Origin of the sequence: Marinomonas sp. A3A (assembly GCF_018336955.1) — a bacterium.
Classification (GTDB): domain Bacteria; phylum Pseudomonadota; class Gammaproteobacteria; order Pseudomonadales; family Marinomonadaceae; genus Marinomonas; species Marinomonas lutimaris.
Genome location: NZ_CP025532.1, coordinates 2,381,115 through 2,396,889, shown reverse-complemented (window position 1 = coordinate 2,396,889; position 15,775 = coordinate 2,381,115). Strand labels below are relative to the sequence as shown.

At 40.5% G+C, this 15,775-nt stretch carries 19 protein-coding genes, 2 rRNA genes and 1 other annotated feature; of the genes, 13 read left to right on the top strand and 8 right to left on the bottom strand.

What is annotated here, in order from left to right; genetic code table 11:
- The first annotated feature begins 90 nt into the window (after positions 1 to 90).
- Positions 91 to 192, top strand: a sequence feature (23S ribosomal RNA rRNA prediction is too short).
- Between the two features lie 232 nt (positions 193 to 424).
- The 13 genes from rrf (CYL31_RS11175) to CYL31_RS11120 all read left to right on the top strand — a co-directional run bounded on the left by rrf (CYL31_RS11175) (position 425) and on the right by CYL31_RS11120 (position 9,708).
- A 5S ribosomal RNA gene (gene rrf / locus CYL31_RS11175) occupies positions 425 to 539 on the top strand.
- A 162-nt stretch (positions 540 to 701) separates the two neighbouring features.
- Positions 702 to 816 (top strand): 5S ribosomal RNA (gene rrf, locus CYL31_RS11170).
- Between the two features lie 402 nt (positions 817 to 1,218).
- Positions 1,219 to 1,455, top strand: coding sequence for a hypothetical protein (locus CYL31_RS11165; protein ID WP_212915329.1), 237 nt, complete (start codon positions 1,219 to 1,221; stop codon positions 1,453 to 1,455).
- A 14-nt stretch (positions 1,456 to 1,469) separates the two neighbouring features.
- Positions 1,470 to 2,135 carry a response regulator gene (locus tag CYL31_RS11160; protein WP_212918890.1) on the top strand — a complete coding sequence of 222 codons (666 nt, stop codon included), beginning with the start codon at positions 1,470 to 1,472 and terminating at the stop codon, positions 2,133 to 2,135.
- 61 nt (positions 2,136 to 2,196) lie between these two features.
- Positions 2,197 to 3,513 (top strand): ATP-binding protein, encoded by a 1,317-nt coding sequence (locus CYL31_RS11155; protein WP_212915328.1) that lies wholly within the window; start codon positions 2,197 to 2,199, stop codon positions 3,511 to 3,513.
- 114 nt (positions 3,514 to 3,627) lie between these two features.
- Positions 3,628 to 3,762 carry a hypothetical protein gene (locus CYL31_RS20830; protein WP_283248030.1) on the top strand — a complete coding sequence of 45 codons (135 nt, stop codon included), beginning with the start codon at positions 3,628 to 3,630 and terminating at the stop codon, positions 3,760 to 3,762.
- Between the two features lie 253 nt (positions 3,763 to 4,015).
- On the top strand, positions 4,016 to 4,864 hold the full coding sequence (ehuB, locus tag CYL31_RS11150; protein ID WP_212915327.1) for an ectoine/hydroxyectoine ABC transporter substrate-binding protein EhuB: 849 nt from the start codon (positions 4,016 to 4,018) through the stop codon (positions 4,862 to 4,864).
- A gap of 18 nt (positions 4,865 to 4,882) precedes the next feature.
- Positions 4,883 to 5,545, top strand: a complete 663-nt coding sequence (ehuC, locus tag CYL31_RS11145; protein ID WP_212915326.1) for an ectoine/hydroxyectoine ABC transporter permease subunit EhuC — start codon at positions 4,883 to 4,885, stop codon at positions 5,543 to 5,545.
- On the top strand, positions 5,542 to 6,219 hold the full coding sequence (ehuD, locus tag CYL31_RS11140; protein ID WP_072841758.1) for an ectoine/hydroxyectoine ABC transporter permease subunit EhuD: 678 nt from the start codon (positions 5,542 to 5,544) through the stop codon (positions 6,217 to 6,219). Before ehuC ends, ehuD begins: the two co-directional genes overlap by 4 nt.
- Positions 6,216 to 6,989: an ectoine/hydroxyectoine ABC transporter ATP-binding protein EhuA gene (ehuA, locus tag CYL31_RS11135; RefSeq protein ID WP_283248194.1), complete on the top strand. Its 774-nt coding sequence runs from the start codon at positions 6,216 to 6,218 to the stop codon at positions 6,987 to 6,989. The genes ehuD and ehuA overlap by 4 nt, the downstream gene beginning before the upstream one ends.
- 123 nt (positions 6,990 to 7,112) lie before the next feature.
- Positions 7,113 to 7,826: a ZIP family metal transporter gene (locus CYL31_RS11130; protein WP_212915325.1), complete on the top strand. Its 714-nt coding sequence runs from the start codon at positions 7,113 to 7,115 to the stop codon at positions 7,824 to 7,826.
- Positions 7,827 to 7,897: 71 nt separating this feature from the next.
- Positions 7,898 to 9,070 (top strand): benzoate/H(+) symporter BenE family transporter, encoded by a 1,173-nt coding sequence (locus CYL31_RS11125; protein ID WP_212915324.1) that lies wholly within the window; start codon positions 7,898 to 7,900, stop codon positions 9,068 to 9,070.
- A gap of 14 nt (positions 9,071 to 9,084) precedes the next feature.
- The gene (locus CYL31_RS11120) at positions 9,085 to 9,708 is read left to right on the top strand and encodes a GntR family transcriptional regulator (RefSeq protein ID WP_212915323.1); all 624 of its coding nucleotides are present in this window, start codon (positions 9,085 to 9,087) and stop codon (positions 9,706 to 9,708) included.
- 16 nt (positions 9,709 to 9,724) lie between these two features.
- On the opposite strand, the gene CYL31_RS11115 is transcribed toward CYL31_RS11120, so the two are convergent.
- From CYL31_RS11115 to CYL31_RS11080, 8 genes are read right to left on the bottom strand one after another with little or no spacing between them, the layout of a single operon-like run.
- Positions 9,725 to 10,408, bottom strand: coding sequence for a sensor histidine kinase (locus tag CYL31_RS11115; RefSeq protein WP_212915322.1), 684 nt, complete (start codon positions 10,406 to 10,408; stop codon positions 9,725 to 9,727).
- Positions 10,409 to 10,410: 2 nt separating this feature from the next.
- Positions 10,411 to 11,622 (bottom strand): tetratricopeptide repeat-containing response regulator, encoded by a 1,212-nt coding sequence (locus tag CYL31_RS11110; RefSeq protein ID WP_212915321.1) that lies wholly within the window; start codon positions 11,620 to 11,622, stop codon positions 10,411 to 10,413.
- Positions 11,623 to 11,648: 26 nt separating this feature from the next.
- Positions 11,649 to 11,873, bottom strand: a complete 225-nt coding sequence (yacG, locus tag CYL31_RS11105) for a DNA gyrase inhibitor YacG (protein ID WP_212915320.1) — start codon at positions 11,871 to 11,873, stop codon at positions 11,649 to 11,651.
- A gap of 27 nt (positions 11,874 to 11,900) precedes the next feature.
- Complete coding sequence (gene coaE, locus CYL31_RS11100; RefSeq protein WP_212915319.1) at positions 11,901 to 12,512, bottom strand: dephospho-CoA kinase; 612 nt, start codon at positions 12,510 to 12,512, stop codon at positions 11,901 to 11,903.
- A complete protein-coding gene (locus CYL31_RS11095; protein ID WP_212915318.1) occupies positions 12,509 to 13,300 on the bottom strand; it encodes a prepilin peptidase in 792 nt (263 codons plus the stop codon). The genes coaE and CYL31_RS11095 overlap by 4 nt, the downstream gene beginning before the upstream one ends.
- On the bottom strand, positions 13,301 to 14,365 hold the full coding sequence (locus tag CYL31_RS11090; protein WP_212915317.1) for a type II secretion system F family protein: 1,065 nt from the start codon (positions 14,363 to 14,365) through the stop codon (positions 13,301 to 13,303).
- Complete coding sequence (locus CYL31_RS11085; protein ID WP_212915316.1) at positions 14,352 to 15,302, bottom strand: GspE/PulE family protein; 951 nt, start codon at positions 15,300 to 15,302, stop codon at positions 14,352 to 14,354. The genes CYL31_RS11090 and CYL31_RS11085 overlap by 14 nt, the downstream gene beginning before the upstream one ends.
- Positions 15,299 to 15,751, bottom strand: a complete 453-nt coding sequence (locus tag CYL31_RS11080) for a pilin (RefSeq protein WP_212915315.1) — start codon at positions 15,749 to 15,751, stop codon at positions 15,299 to 15,301. Before CYL31_RS11080 ends, CYL31_RS11085 begins: the two co-directional genes overlap by 4 nt.
- Between the last annotated feature and the right edge of the window lie 24 nt (positions 15,752 to 15,775).

Sequence of the window (15,775 nt, the reverse complement as noted above, 5' to 3'; positions counted from 1 at the left end):
CACGCCAGTGGCATTGCCGGGTAGCTATGTTCGGACGGGATAACCGCTGAAAGCATCTAAGCGGGAAGCCTCCCTTAAGATAAGATCTCACTGGGACATAAGTCCCCTAAAGAGCCGTTCGAGACTAGGACGTTGATAGGTTGGGTGTGTAAGTGCTGTGAGGCATTGAGCTAACCAATACTAATTGCTCGTGAGGCTTGACCATATAACACCAAAGTGGTTTTGGATGAGAAGAGTGAAGGCTCAAGATCATCAAAATGACAAAGACACATAGTACGATAGAAACTGGTTTGACCTTGATTATCGCTATTTCAAAAAAGAATTGTTAAAGATCCAAGCACGTATTCGCGTGTTTTGAGACAAGCTAACGATAAAAAGTCAGCGCACAANATAGTGCANCTCAAAACAAACGCAAAACGAATTGCTTGACGATCATAGAGGCGTTGAACCACCTGATCCCATCCCGAACTCAGAAGTGAAAAGCGCCATCGCCGATGGTAGTGTGGGAGATCCCATGTGAGAGTAGGTCGTCGTCAAGCTTTAATATTTTAGAAATAAATTTACACGATAGTGTAGGTCTATTTTGACAGACAAGCATGTAATAATAGTTTATCGTCAAGATTTATATTTAAATCCTAATATTATTAGGTGATTGAAAATTTGGTTTTATTAGACAATTGCTAGTAAAACAAACCAGTTTTCTTGATGATCATAGAGGCGTTGAACCACCTGATCCCATCCCGAACTCAGAAGTGAAAAGCGCCATCGCCGATGGTAGTGTGGGAGATCCCATGTGAGAGTAGGTCGTTATCAAGATTTGATTAAGAAGGCCCTGATAGTTAATACTGTCAGGGCTTTTTTTATATCTTGGGATTTCATAGGGCTTTGCTGTGTGGGGCTTTTTATGAAAGGCAAGCATGTGAGAGTAGGTCGTTATCAAGATTTGATTAAGAAAGCTCTGATAGTTAATACTGTCAGGGCTTTTTCCGTTTCACAAAAAAGTCATCGAATAACAATGGGATAGGTGTGGAATTGCCTTAGTTTAGAATACGACCTAACTTAAAAGACCATTGTAACCAATGGTAAAAATCACGATATCGCAAGTCGAAGCTAGTAGCGTCTTCTTAAAAAGAATTAAGCTTGAAAATGAGAAGCGTAAGTTTTACTTAAGGTTTCTTATCTATAGTATTTGATCATCTGTAGATTTAGGAGCATCAAGTGAATACTTCTTTTTGTCAAATAAAATGGCTTGTAGTTTCTGTGCTTGCTTTTACTCAGTGTGACCTAATTAAAAAGACGAACTCCCTACAAGTTTTTTTATCAAAATGTGGCGTATTTGCTCCTCTAACTCTGTTATTCTTTTCATCTCATGGTGATTTACTCAATGTTCGCCAAGGTGAAATGGATTTAGTGCAATTTAACAGCATGCAAAAATCAGCCTTGGCAAACTTATGAAAGAAGGAATAGGTTTGCGAATACTAGTTGTAGAGGATGATCTTTCGTTAGCAGATGGTCTTGTTACCGCCTTAAAGCGTGAAGGTTATACAGTTGATTTACTTCATGATGGCATTCATGCTTTGGAAGCATTAGCGAATGAAGTGTTTGATTTGGTTGTTTTGGATTTAGGCTTGCCAAGGTTAGACGGTTTGGCTGTACTGAAGCAATTACGCGCCAATGAAAATAGGGTGCCTGTTCTTATTCTTACAGCTAGAGATGGTTTGGAGGATAGAGTGGCTGGTTTAGATTTAGGTGCGGACGATTATTTAGTCAAGCCTTTTGATGTAACTGAATTGAAGGCTCGAGCACGAGCTTTATTACGTCGCAGTTATGGGCGAGCAATTAGTGAGATTCATTACAAAGGACTTGTGTTGTTCCCAGCAAGTCACAAAGTAACGTACCAAGACAAAGAGATAAGTCTAACTCGTAGAGAGTATTCTTTGCTGCATGAGCTTGTGAGCCAGCCTGGCCATGTATTTACCCGCGATGTCCTTCAGCAGCTAATGTACGGTTGGGGGGATGATGTCGAAAGTAATGCGCTTGAGGTGCATATTCATCATTTGCGTAAAAAACTCTTTCCTGAATTAATCCGCACCATACGAGGCATTGGTTATGTGGTCGATCAAGAGGTGGGCTAGAAAAAAATTATTAAGCTCAATTCGACGCAGGACACTTTTTTTTGTCATGTGCCTTTTTACCATGACAAGCATTCTTATTATGGTGATTGGTTTGCTGTTTGCAAATCACGAAGTTGAAGAGTTATTTGATGCCAGATTAGCTCAGCAAGCACGCTTACTACTTACGTTATCTGAGAATATCGAAAAACTCAGTTCTAATGTAAGCACTATATCACCTCTCTTGATTGACGAGGCTAATACAGATTCATCTGTAGGTCATAAATACGAAAGTAAAATATTTTATCAAATTTGGAGTGGGGGTAAATTAAAAATTGCCTCTGACTCCATGAATTTCTCACAACAGAAGGAAGACTCATTTGGTTATGGTGATGCAATTGCCGATCACTATAAGTGGAGAACTTTTACCTTAAATCAAACCGCAGGCGATATAAAAGTCATCGTTGCTGAGCGTTCTGATGTAAGAGGAGAAATTTCAGATCAAATTGTCTTCCAAACTCTTTTTCCTGAGATATTAGCTTGGCCTATTTTGGCTGTTCTTGTGTGGGCTGCGGTTGGCCTTGGACTCGAGCCTCTTCAGCAGCTTGCTCGGCGTATTCAGAAGATTACTCCAACTAAGTTAGAACCAATCGAAATGTCTCATGTGCCTGAAGAGTTAATTCCTGTCAAAACTGCTTTGAATGGGTTGCTTGTGGAAATTGATGTGTTGATGGAAAGGGAAAAACGTTGGATAGCAGATGCGGCTCATGAATTAAGAACCCCCTTGAGTATTCTCAGGGTCCATGCTGAAAATGCAGCGTCGGCAGAGAATGATTTAGAGAGAAATAAATCGTTAACTCAGCTTACATCGGGCGTTGATCGTTCTACTAGAATAGTATCTCAATTGCTAGCGCTAGCTCGTCTTGAGCATCAGAAAAAAGTTATTAAAGAAAGAGTGGATGTACTGGCAATTAGCCGTTCGATGATTGCTGATATTCTACCCTTGGCTTGGAAGAGAGGCGTTGAGATTAGCCTAGAAGTTGATGATAACTTGCCTTGGTGTTGTTATGTCGAGACTAATCATATTGAGATATTGCTACAAAACTTAATTAGTAATGCCATTAAATTCTCGCCTAGTAACTCGGTGATTAAAGTAGTATGGGAACAGTTTGAAAATCAAGTTGAACTAAAGGTAATGGATGCAGGAAAAGGTGTTAGTAAAGAAGAAAAGCAAAGGCTCAGTGAGCGTTTTTTTCGTTCTGGAGAGGCAGAAGGTGCGGGGCTTGGGCTGTCTATTGTTAAAAATATCGTTGACAAGTATCAAGGTTCGCTTTCTTTCGAGAGTGTACTTCCTCAAGGGTTAACCGTTCAGGTTAAATTGCCTGTTTTAGCAGTGAAATAAAGTAATCTTCCTAAGAATAGTTTTTAGATATTAAGTTGTTAGCTAATGGCGATTTTATAAATGTCTTTCAAGTGCTTATGCTTTTTACATCAACTTGAAGCAGGGGAAAATATCATGAAAAGGTTTATCGCTACTATCTACAATGTGGTTCTAACGAAAAGTGGTCGTTCTAAAGCTGAAATGGACCTTCAGGAAGAATGGCAAGGGTGGGATGCTTGGGTCAATATAGACTCTAGATCCACGCGTTAAAGTTTAGTTTACAGTAAATACCATACCAGACATTGTCTGGTATTTTTTTGCCTTTCAGTATTCGTTTTTCATTCCTTTTTACATTGAATTCACCTTCTATATTTTTAAAGTGGTTGGTTAAATTTAGCATCTATAATAAGTGATCTAATGATTACAGATCTAAATAGTTCTTGATCATTTGATTCATTTTATTTAGTGTAAAGAGACTTAACGCTATTTTTTAACCATTTTTCTAAGGAACATGAGGTTTATTATGAAAAAGCTATGCAGAAAATATCTTATATCTCTAATGAGTTTTGCCGTTGCGCTTTTCTCCGTGTCTGCTGTGGCGACGACGTTAGATAAGATAAAAGATGAGGGCACTGTGACAATAGGTGTGGCCAATGAAGTACCTTATGGTTACACCACCCCAGATGGTGAGCCGGCTGGCGAAGCTCCTAGTATTGCGGTTAAAGTCCTGAATGATCTTGGTGTAGATAACGTAAAAGTTGTTGTTACGGAATTTGGTTCTTTGATTCCGGGATTGCGTGCTGGGCGTTTTGATGTGATTGCAGCAGGTATGTACATTACGCCAAAACGCTGCAAGCAAATTTTGTTCTCTAATCCTACATACAGCATTGGCGAAGGCTTTTTGGTTCAAAATGGCAACCCGAAAGAGTTAAATGGTTACGACAATATTGATGCTAAATCTGTGAAGTTGGGCGTTATGTCTGGTTCTGTTGAATACGGTTATGCGCGTGACTACGGTATTGATTTAAGCAAAATCGTAACTCTTCCAGATTATCCATCTGGTGTTGCTGCCCTTAAATCAGGTCGTATTGATGCGCTAGCTGGTACGAGCTTGACCATGGCGTCTTTGGCTCAAAAAGATGATCGTGTTGAATTAGCGCAGCCTTTTACTCCTCTTATGATTAAGGGTGAATCAGTTAAAGGCTATGGTGGTTTTGGTTTCCGCCCAGCTGATACAGCTTTGCGTGATGCATTCAATACAGAATTGAAAGGCTTTATCGATACAAAAGAGCATATTGCAATGGTAGAGCCTTACGGTTTTGGTAAGCATACTTCTCCTGGTGGCATGACTGCTGCGAAATTGTGTAAATAACACTGGGGAATTAGACTCATGGAATTTGGAGAAATTGTCTCCGTATTACTCCAGGGGGCCGTTGTTACAATACAAATTGTGGCAATGGCATTGCCTCTCGCTGTGTTAATGGCCTTCAGCTTTGGATTGATTCGCCTTTACGCTCCAACCCCATTCAAACAAATCGCAATTGTTTACATTGAATTCTTCCGCGGAACATCGGCTCTTATACAGCTGTACTGGATTTATTTTGTGTTGCCATTCTTTGGGATAACCATAGATGCGATGACGGCAGCAGTTGTTGCCTTGGGACTAAATATTGGTGCGTATGGTACGGAAGTAGTACGTGGTGCTATTCAATCTGTACCGAAGGGGCAATATGAAGCCTCTATTGCATTAAACTTTACTTCTTCCCAACGATTGTGGCGAATTATTATGCCGCAAGCCTTAGTTAATATGATCCCACCGTTTGGTAATTTAGCTATTGAGTTAGTGAAAGCAACCTCATTGGTATCTCTGATTACTATTGGTGATTTGACTTTTAAAGCAAAAATGCTAGCTGATACAACCTTACAGGTTGGTGAGATCTTTGGTGTGGTGTTGTTGTTTTATTTTGTTATAGCTCAATTCTTAGTCTTTTTTATTAGGCGTTTAGAAACGCACCTTAGCAAAGGTTTAGGTCGTGGAGGGCTTCATTCATGAATGGATTTCATTGGGACTGGGCGTTTACATGGGAAGTGTTTCCTATGATTCTAACCGCGGCAAAAGTGACTTTATTGGCAACTTTGCTCGGCAGCATTTTTGCGATTGTGATGGGGCTAGTTTTTGCTTTGTTGCGTCGTAGCAATAGTCGCACACTACGTATCTCGATTTACTGGGTGGTTGAGTTTATTCGGAGTACGCCTTTGCTCGTACAGATCTTCTTCTTGTATTACGTGATGCCGGAATTTGGTATCAGTATGTCACCGCTAGCAACGGGTGTGTTTGCTTTAGGTCTTCATTATGGCGCGTATTTATCGGAAGTGTTTCGTAGTGGTATCGATGGTATTGAAAAAGGCCAGTGGGAAGCTGCTAGAGCGCTGAATTTAACGATTGTTGATACCTACAAAGATATCGTGCTCCCTCAAGCAATTCGCCCAATGATCCCTGCGACAGGTAATTACATCATTGCCATGTTTAAGGAAACGCCTCAGCTTTCTGCCATTACTTTATTGGAAATGCTGCAAATGGCGAAGATTATTGGCTCTGAGAACTTCCGCTATCTAGAACCCTTTACCTTAGTTGGGATTTTGTATCTCGTGTTTAGTCTTTTAGCAGCCTACGGTATTCATCAGGTTGAAAGACGCTTTCCAAAAGAAGGATTTAGTTTGAAATGAGTGCACCCATTATTGAATTCAAAAATGTGAAAAAGTGCTTTGGTGAAACCGTCATTTTTAGTGATTTTAACTTTAAAGTAGAAGAAAACGAGATAGTTTCAATCATTGGGCCAAGTGGCTCAGGTAAGAGTACCTTGCTTCGAATCTTGATGACGTTAGAAGGTATTGACGGCGGTTATATAAATGTAGCGGGCGAGTCACTTTGGCATATGCCTTGGCAGGGACAATATGTTCCTGCGAACAATAAGCACCTACATAAAATGCGTAATCATCTTGGAATGGTCTTTCAGCATTTTAATTTGTTTCCCCATATGACGGTGAAACGCAACATAACTGAAGCACCAATGCGAGTCAAAGGTGTTTCAAGGGCTGAAGCTGAGGAATTCGCAGAGAAATTACTGCAGTTGGTTGGTCTAGCAGATAAAGCGGACAGTTACCCAAATGATTTATCTGGTGGCCAAAAACAGCGAGTAGGTATTGCACGAGCGCTTGCGATGAAACCTTCTATCTTGTTGTTGGATGAGATTACTTCGGCATTAGACCCAGAATTAGTTGATGAAGTACTGGATGTTATTCGTAATCTTGTCAAAGAAGAAAGCTTTACTATGTTGCTGGTAACTCATGAAATGTACTTCGCAAGAGAAATTAGTGATCGAGTGTGCTTCTTTGATAAAGGTGTCATTGTGGAGGAGGGTGAGCCAGAAGCTATCTTTACCCAACCAAAAGAAGAGCGAACAAAGGCTTTTCTAAATGCTTATATTGGTCAGTAGCTTTCTGGAAAATATTATTTAATAAGTGTTTATAGGGCGCCTGAATGGCGCCTTATTTTTTGCCGTGACAAGTAACGTTGTCAGCACGGATAATGATGGTACACCTTATGGAGTATTGATTAAATGACCCCCTTGTATAGCATTGTTTTTCTCACCTTATTTGCTGGCTTAGCTATGCCACTTGGCGCGCTGATTGCAAATTTTGAACGCATCAAACCAGCATGGTTAGAAACCGAGTTAATGCATGGTATTACGGCGTTTGGTGGCGGCGCTTTATTGTCTGCTATTGCTTTGGTTTTGGTACCAGAAGGTGTTCGAAATTTTGCGCCTCTGAATGCTGCTTTATTGTTTTTATCTGGTGGTGTGGCTTTTATGTGGTTGGATATTCAATTGTCTAAAGGCCAAACTTCTATGAGTCAATTGGTTGCCATGCTCGCTGATTTTATTCCAGAATCCTTGGCTTTGGGGGCTGCGTTTGCTTTGGGAACAATTAATGGTCTGTTGCTTGCTGCCCTTATTGCCATGCAAAACCTTCCAGAAGGATTTAATGCTTTTCGAGAGTTAAAGGCCTCATCAACTTATCGTTCATCTACTATTATTTTTTGGTTTGTGTTGTTGGCATTATGTGGGCCAATAGCGGGTGTCGTTGCGCATATTTGGCTTGCTGCGTGGCCAGTCGTTGTGTCTGGAATTATGTTGTTTGCCTCTGGCGGTATTTTGTATGCTGTGTTTCAAGATATTGCGCCTCAAGTCGCTTTGGAAAAACATTGGGCCCCCCCAATGGGGGCAGTGATGGGATTTGCTTTGGGGTTAGTGGGATATATGTTAACGCGATAAAAAATGTATACAAAATTATCATTTTTTGAAATATAGTAGCGCTCTTTAAAGCTGACAAGAGTGACTGTGTTGTGTTCAGAATATTAAATGATCTTAGCTTGAGTGCGATTGTCGCGGGTTTTGTGGCAGTGCTTATAGGTTTTGCAAGTTCTGTTGCTATTGTCTTTCAGGCGGCTCAGGCGGCTGGCGCAGATTCTAATACCATAGTATCTTGGATTATGGCGTTAGGTTTTGGGATGGGGGCTACCTGTTTTTTCCTTTCTTTATGGTATCGTTCTCCTGTGATTACGGCTTGGTCGACACCCGGTGCGGCCTTATTAGCGACGAGCTTAGGGACGATAAGCTATTCTGAAGCAATTGGTGTATTCGTTTTTGCAGGTGTGTTAACTCTGCTCACTGGTGTTTCCGGCTTATTTGATAAAGTCATGCGTTTGGTTCCTTTGCCGCTAGCTTGTGCCATGTTAGCGGGTGTGCTCTTCAAGTTTGGCTTGTCTATTTTTGATTCTATGATGAGTGACGTATTCTTAGTTGGGGTTATGCTGATTACTTATTTGGTGAGTAAGCGACTTGTTCCTCGTTACGCCGTACTTTTTGTTTTGGTTGCAGGTGTCGCGTTTGTGCTTGCAAGATCTGATGAACAGTTTATGTCTAGTATTCCTTTTGCTCTTGGCTCTCTTGTATGGGTATGGCCTGAGTGGAATATTAGTGCATTAATTGGTATTGGCATTCCTTTATATATTGTCACTATGACGTCCCAGAATATCCCTGGTGTTGCTGTGATGCGCAGTAGTGGTTACCAAACACCGGTTTCACCTCTTATTAGCTGGACTGGCTTAACATCCATTGTTTTAGCGCCTTTAGGTGGTTTTGCCTTTAATTTGGCGGCAATTACTGCGGCGATTTGTTCAGGTGATGAATGTCATAAAGATCCTAAACGTCGCTACATTGCAGGACTTTCAGCTGGTGTGTTTTATTGGCTTGCTGGTTTAGCTGGTGCCTCTGTTGTTGCTCTGTTTTCGATTTTTCCAGCCACTATGATTGCTGCGCTAGCGGGCATTGCGTTGTTGGGAACCATAGGAATGAATCTAAAAAATGCGATGGCAGATGATTCAAATCGAGAAGCCGCGCTAGTCACTTTTTTAGTGACCGTCTCCGGTGTGTCGTTTGCTGGTATAGCATCAGCATTTTGGGGTATTTTATTTGGTGTGATATGTCTTTTAATATCCAATACTAAGCTTAAATAAAAAAGGTTTTTTGTATGGATATTAGCCAAAGTATCAAAGAAGATATCTTAAAAAACCAGCTACCTAGAGGGGTTCCTTTACGGCAAACAAATCTCTCGACCCGATATGGCGTAAGTAGAATTCCTATTAGAGATGCATTGTTATCTCTTAAGGCTGAAGGTTGGCTTGTTCCAAACGGGAAAGCGGGGGTGATGATCCCTGATTTAAATTGGAAGGAAGCAGAAGATCTTTGTTTGATGCGTGCTGAATTAGAGTGTTTGTTATTTGACATGGCGTTTGACCATATTCATGAAGAAGACTTATTTGAAGCAAGATGTTTTTTATCAGAGCTAGATAAAGAAAGTTTATCCTTGGTGAATCGTGGCGAGCTTAATTGGCGATTTCATCATGCCCTATATCGAGCGGCTGAACGGCCAACATTGCAACGGGTGGTTGAAGGGCTTAACAAGCAAGCGGTGCGTTATCTTGGTTTCCAGTATGGGCCATTGGGATATAAGGTAAGAAGTCAGGATCAGCATGAAGAGCTGTTGTCATTGATTGAGTCAAAAGACAAAAAGGCTGCGCTCATTTTTTTGAGACAGCACATAGAAAAAGCAGGAATTTTATTAACGGAGTATTTAAAAACACTTAACACATGATTGTGTGAGTAGGGTGTTAAAACTCTTCATCTGTTGGTTGGGGTAAATACACCGTTAAGCTAGCACCACCTAAGTTTTGAGACGATTCTTTTTTGATGAAGCCTCGTACGTCATTTACAACATGGGCGGTAGCTGATAATTCGGCAAAATACAAACCTAAACCTGTATTGCCTTCAAGAAACTCCTCCGGAAGATCATCATCATTAGCCTGTTTAAAGCCTTCACCATCGTCTTCGATCGTTATGATGATAAAAGCATTTTCTTTTTTTGCGCTGATCAAAATTTTAGATTTTGCAAACCGCAGAGCATTGTAAACAGCCGTGCTAACTACGGCGGTCATTAGTCGTTCGTCAAAGATGCCTGTCAGATTTGAGTCGCAGCTGTATTCTAGCTCTAAACTCTTTGCAATGGCGGATGGTTGTAGAGCAAACACCTGATCGTCTAAAAATTCATCAAGTAAAAAAGTATCTACATGCAAATCATAGCCATCGGATGCGAGTCTGTACAAATATAGGTATTCAACCCATTCATCATTGAGTTTTTTGAGGGACTCTTCAATCAAAATGATTTTTTTTTGATTCGAGTCTTTACTTCCCATCGCATCTTTAAGACTTTGCAATTGGTACAGTAAAGTCCCTACCTGGTTTTTGCTTTCATGGATCGCACTGGCCAAGATAGTGCTAATATCGATTTTTTTCATCTTTAGCTTCCAAAAGATTTTGCGTAGGCGGAGCTTTGTTGTTTGCTTGGGGCTGTTGCGCTGCCAGACTTTACTTCACTAATCCAAGCCTCAAAAATTTGCTTGGCTGTTGATTTATCATTATCTGCTATGTAAATATCTATCTCGTAGCTATAAGCTTTTGCTTTGTTATCTGGGTCATCAAAGAAAGATTCGTGTACTTTTTTAAGGGTACTGTCAAAATTATCTTTTTGTCGCGGTAATAAAGGACCGTTGTCCGATATTCTAGCAAGAGATTCCAAGTGTTTTAAATATACATCTGCTGTGTTGTAGCAGGAATATTTTGCTAAAAATACAGCTCTGCGGAATGACATTTCTGCGGTCATGCTGTCACTGAGTGACAAGCTTATGTTGCCTAATTCCATTTGTCGTAAAATGTTTTTAGGTGAGCGACCTATGGCTTCTATTAGTGTTGCTTGCGCTTCTTCGGGTTTTCCTTGAACAACTTGGATTTTAGCAAGCCAATCATAGGCGCTGACAAAAAAACGATTATCAAGCATCAATTGTCGAAAGTTTTGTTCGGCTTTTTCTAATTCACCCATTAAGAAATAAGACTTCGCTTTACCAAATAAAGCCCAAGGCATTTTTCTACTCTTAAGCGTTTTATTGAATAGGGACAATGCTTTTTTGTATTCTTTTATCTCCAATAGGCTTTCACCAATTATTCGCTCGCACTTGCCTATTAGGGATGGATATTTTTTCATTACTAGTTTGGCTGCCGCGATGGCTTCTTCAAAGTTATTTGCATCAAGCGCGACGTTTACCTTATATAGCCTTTCTTTTGTTTCTAATAGCTTGCTGAGGCGTCTTTGTAAAACAGCTTGAGAAAAAGGTTTGGTAATGTAACCGTCAGGTTGATATTCAATCGCCCCCATAACCATTTCAATGGATGTTTCTGCTGTTACCATTAAGTAAGTGGCGGTATTTGGGATGAGTTTAGAATGTCTTACTTCTTCTAACAGTTGCTGGCCATCTTTACCATTGCCAAGGTTGTAATCAGACAAAATAACATCAAAGGATTTGCTTCTTAGAAGTTCAATGGCAGTTTCAGCTTTCATAGCAATATCTATGGATGTGAAGCCAAAATCAGTCAGCATTTTTCGCTGCATGATTCTAGCTTCGGCCATATCCTCTATAAGAAGCGCTTTTTTCTTTGAAAAGTCTTGTTGTGCCATAAATAATTACATTCCGTGCTTAGCAATTATAAAAAGGATTTATTAGGGTCGATTACAAGATCTTCAGAAAAAATCTCATCCTCTTCAGAGGTTTGCTGTGGAATAGCGTAAGATTCGCTTGCCCATGCTCCCAAGTCAATTAGCTTGCATCTTGGACTGCAAAAAGGCCTGTCAGGATTTTCTTTAGACCAAGGCGATTTCTTTTGGCAGGTAGGGCAGGCAACTAAGGTTGCAGTATTACTATTTAACATGATTGTGACTCTAAAATTATTATGACGCTATGTGTATAGTGATGCTAAAATTTTTTTGTGCAATTTGAAGACTTTAGCATTCATTTCAGCAATATTACCAGAGTTTTCCAAGACGAGATCGGCTCTCTCTATTCGCTCGCTGTTGCTTAACTGTGTCGCCATGATTTTTTCTGCGCTTTCTTGGCTTATTCGATCTCTGCTCATGACTCGTTGAAGCTGGATATCTTTAGGAACATCAATGGCCACTATTAATTGGCATATCGCGTTTTGTTTTGTTTCGAACAATAGAGGGTGAACAAGTAGGGCGTATGGCGATGTTACTGAATTTAACTGCTTAGTAATCTCTTTACGAATCGCAGGGTGTGTTAGTTCTTCTAGCCAAGTTCTTTCTTCTGGTTGATTGAAAATGATGGTACGAAGAGCGCTGCGGTTCAGTGTACCGTCGCTTAATAATATCTTCTCACCATAACGCTGCTGGATCTGGTTTAAGCAGACTGAGCCTGGCAGAACAACAAGCCTAGCGACATCATCGGCGTCAACACTCTGAATGCCTATATCGTTGAAATATTTCGTTATTGTACTTTTGCCAGAGCCAATGCCACCAGCAAGACCGATTATAGGAGAAGTGTGGGTTGTCATAGATTAAATATAAACACCAGCATGGCTGAAAATATTAAAAATGGGCCAAACGCCATGTATTTAGACTCATTTCCATTAACTATTACAGTGTATAGGATTCCACTTAAACTTGCACAAAGTAACAAGGGGGCTAAGTTTGAAAGTCCTAGCCATGCCCCAAGTGCAGCGATGATTTTAGCGTCACCCATACCAATACCTTCTTGGCCTCTGAATCTTAAATAAAACCACCGCAGTGTATAAACAAACCCATAGCCGATTATCATACCTAAAACACTACTCTCTAGTGTGTTGGTAGACAGATTAAGCAACAGGGCACAAGCTAATGCTATTGTACTACACTCGTCTGGTATTAATTGATGTTCGAAATCAATTGCAGCAGCTGTTATTAAAGTACTAACTAAAAGGGTGTGTAGCACAAGTTGATAAATGTCAGTAAACATCCAAAACAAGGGTAAGCAGCAGACAATATGAAGTAGCTCTATAGCTGGGTAGCGATATGATATTTTGGCTTGGCAATATCGGCATTTTCCTTTGAGTACTAAATAGCTGACCAGAGGAATAAGATCTTGCCATGTTAGTGGATGATTGCATTGGAAACAGTGAGAGCGATTTTTTCTTATGTTGTCTGGTGGTCGCTTGTCGAAGGGTAACGAAAGGAAGTCATGTGCTTCTTTGTTCCATAAGTAGATATTTTTTATCGGCCAGCGAGCGGTGAATGCTGCTGCATAACTGCCAACGCTCAAGACGGCCAATGCATATAAAATCCAGTTTATTGTTATCATATTCATTTATGACATCTCAATAAGTGGAGCGTATAAAGCGACCAGTGCTGAAGCGACAAAACCTCCAGCAACCAAAAGACACACCGCGGGAATAAGTTTTTCAAGTAGTGTTATATTTTTTTGCCAACGTTTCTCATGCTCCTTTGCCGCAAGTGTTAGCGCTCTCTCTATATCGCCATCTTGTTCTGCCGAGTGAAGCGCAATGGCCGATTCATGTGGAAACCAAGAGGCAGGAAAGCTTGCGGCGTAGTTTTTACCAAGACGAAGTGTGTAATAGACTTGGTAAATTTCTTCTTTGATAGGTGTGTATTGGAAGTATTCGGGCATGCTCCTCAGGGCATGTTGCAAGGTAATACCTGTTTTCCTTGTTGTACTTAGTAGGGAAAAAAGTTTGGTTAATCGAAAATTTTCACTGTATTTTTCCAGCCAGTAACAAGCCTGACCTTGATGCAGGCTTCTTACTATGATGAGTTGAATGGCGCTACAGACGAAATAAAGGCTTAAGTCATTGATCAAGTCAAAAAAATAACTTTCTTCTGCTTTTTGCTGTAAGGCGCGATTCACAATAAGAATGATTAAGGCAATTTGAATAACACTAAAGGGATAGATGATTGCTTTCAGTAAGCGCTGAGACCAATCTAATAAAGAGCTGAGCTGGATGATGGAAATGCTGAGGCTTTTTTCGCAATCTTCTCTCGAACCTTGTGAATTAATAAGTTTACAGTATGGCTTAGCCGTTGTGTTTGTTAGCCTGCCTAATGCTTTGTTAAATGCGGTGCCATTTTCTAATTCGCTTAGTATCGCCTTGCTAGTGGTTGCGATTGTCGGATGGGCGGAAGATAGTGCGAAATGAGAAAGCCCTTGGTTTAGTTGTAGTCCAGATTGTAGCGCGCTTTGAATTTCTTTATAAAAAGTTTGCAGTGATCTGTAATCGAGCTTTCTGGGCTTCCACTTAGATATTGATATTTGCCAGTATCCGCGGTTGATGAAATCAAAGATAACTTTTCTTTCAGACAATTCGTATCGGTAATCGACCTCGCCATTGTGATGCTTGATTTTATACCACGGCATATTGAACCTCCTTGTCCTGAAACGGAAAGGCTTCCCATAGAGCTGGGGACGAAATAAGTGTGTCATAGTTGCTAGGCAGTTCTTTGTTCCACAATGGTCGTAAGCCATTAAAAGCGGGTTGTTGCGAAGAGGCTTTATAAAGCATGGCTTGGTGAATGATGAGCTTTAATGAGCTTACCAGAGAGAAAAAGTCTACTTGCCAGCCATGGCAGCGATGCATGGCGTCGAGCGCAGAATTGGTATGCAATGTTGCCAGTACAAGATGCCCAGTCAGAGCGGCATTAACTGCAAGATTTGCGGTAACAGCATCTCGGACTTCACCTACCATAATGACATCAGGGTCTTGCCTTAAAAAGGACTTTAAAAGCGCAGCAGAATCTAATCCAATGGCTGAATTTGGTTCACATTGAAATAAGCCTGATATCTCATATTCAACAGGGTCTTCGATAGTAAAAATGGTTTTTTTGCCCGTGTTTAATACATCAAGGCATGAATAAAGCGTGGTGCTTTTTCCAGCACCAGTTGCACCGCAAACCAAAATCAACCCACTAGGTTTGTTAAGTGTCGCGCTTAGTGTTGCAAGTAAAGGTGGTTGTATACCAATTTCGTTTAATGCTAAGCGATTCTTTTCGGGTAGTAGACGCAAAGCAACTTTTTCGCCTTTGACTGTGGTGATAATACTAACTCGAATGAAGGTGCTTCTATTCCTTTCTTCAAAGAGAAATTGGCCTTCTTGTGTTCTCCTGGTCTCTGATAAGTCTAAATTAGCCCGCATTTTAATGCGGTTGATTAAGCTAGTTCCTTGCGGTAATTCAGCGACTTTACTTAATAATCCGTAACTACGTTGATAGATTTGAATACCAAGATTGGTATGCTCTATATGAATATCGGTTGCATGATTGCTGACGGCATTTGAGATGATCTCTTCTAAAGTCATTCTTCTGCTCCTGTCACGCTCTCACATTGCAACGGGAGAATATTGTTATCTAAATCTGAGCTGCACTGCCAATTTTTATTGGCATCACGTGAGTATCTTAAATATTGGTTTTCCGTAATGCCTGTACTGTCATTTAGAGTGATTAGGATATTGCCCATGTTTCTGTTTTGGCTCTCGACAGAAATAGATTTAGCAATTGAATCGTCTGCTAGGGTTTGTTTGATAAGATTGAATTCTGTTTCAGTTGGGAAGGATCCATGTAGAAGAATAAACTCCTCAACCAATGATTGGTGTTGAGTGGCGAGATTTTGTGCTTCTATCAGTTTTGCTTTAGCAATTTGACGAGTAAATGTGGGGGCTGAAAGACTAGCTATTATAGAAATAATGGCAATAACAACCATTAACTCTAATAGCGTAAAACCACGTATGGTTAGACGAGAAAATAACATTCTTCACTCCTTGAAGATTTCTTA

Excerpts from the sequence above, each read along its gene's own strand:
- CYL31_RS11110 (WP_212915321.1), bottom strand. The coding sequence starts at position 11,622 with ATGGCACAACAAGACTTTTCAAAGAAAAAAGCGCTTCTTATAGAGGAT.
- CYL31_RS11155 (WP_212915328.1), top strand. The coding sequence starts at position 2,197 with ATGACAAGCATTCTTATTATGGTGATTGGTTTGCTGTTTGCAAATCAC.
- CYL31_RS11115 (WP_212915322.1), bottom strand. The coding sequence starts at position 10,408 with ATGAAAAAAATCGATATTAGCACTATCTTGGCCAGTGCGATCCATGAA.
- CYL31_RS11095 (WP_212915318.1), bottom strand. The coding sequence starts at position 13,300 with ATGAATATGATAACAATAAACTGGATTTTATATGCATTGGCCGTCTTG.
- yacG (WP_212915320.1), bottom strand. The coding sequence starts at position 11,873 with ATGTTAAATAGTAATACTGCAACCTTAGTTGCCTGCCCTACCTGCCAA.
- CYL31_RS20830 (WP_283248030.1), top strand. The coding sequence starts at position 3,628 with ATGAAAAGGTTTATCGCTACTATCTACAATGTGGTTCTAACGAAAAGT.
- CYL31_RS11080 (WP_212915315.1), bottom strand. The coding sequence starts at position 15,751 with ATGTTATTTTCTCGTCTAACCATACGTGGTTTTACGCTATTAGAGTTA.
- ehuC (WP_212915326.1), top strand. The coding sequence starts at position 4,883 with ATGGAATTTGGAGAAATTGTCTCCGTATTACTCCAGGGGGCCGTTGTT.
- CYL31_RS11120 (WP_212915323.1), top strand. The coding sequence starts at position 9,085 with ATGGATATTAGCCAAAGTATCAAAGAAGATATCTTAAAAAACCAGCTA.
- ehuD (WP_072841758.1), top strand. The coding sequence starts at position 5,542 with ATGAATGGATTTCATTGGGACTGGGCGTTTACATGGGAAGTGTTTCCT.
- CYL31_RS11090 (WP_212915317.1), bottom strand. The coding sequence starts at position 14,365 with ATGCCGTGGTATAAAATCAAGCATCACAATGGCGAGGTCGATTACCGA.
- CYL31_RS11130 (WP_212915325.1), top strand. The coding sequence starts at position 7,113 with ATGACCCCCTTGTATAGCATTGTTTTTCTCACCTTATTTGCTGGCTTA.
- CYL31_RS11085 (WP_212915316.1), bottom strand. The coding sequence starts at position 15,302 with ATGACTTTAGAAGAGATCATCTCAAATGCCGTCAGCAATCATGCAACC.
- ehuA (WP_283248194.1), top strand. The coding sequence starts at position 6,216 with ATGAGTGCACCCATTATTGAATTCAAAAATGTGAAAAAGTGCTTTGGT.
- coaE (WP_212915319.1), bottom strand. The coding sequence starts at position 12,512 with ATGACAACCCACACTTCTCCTATAATCGGTCTTGCTGGTGGCATTGGC.
- ehuB (WP_212915327.1), top strand. The coding sequence starts at position 4,016 with ATGAAAAAGCTATGCAGAAAATATCTTATATCTCTAATGAGTTTTGCC.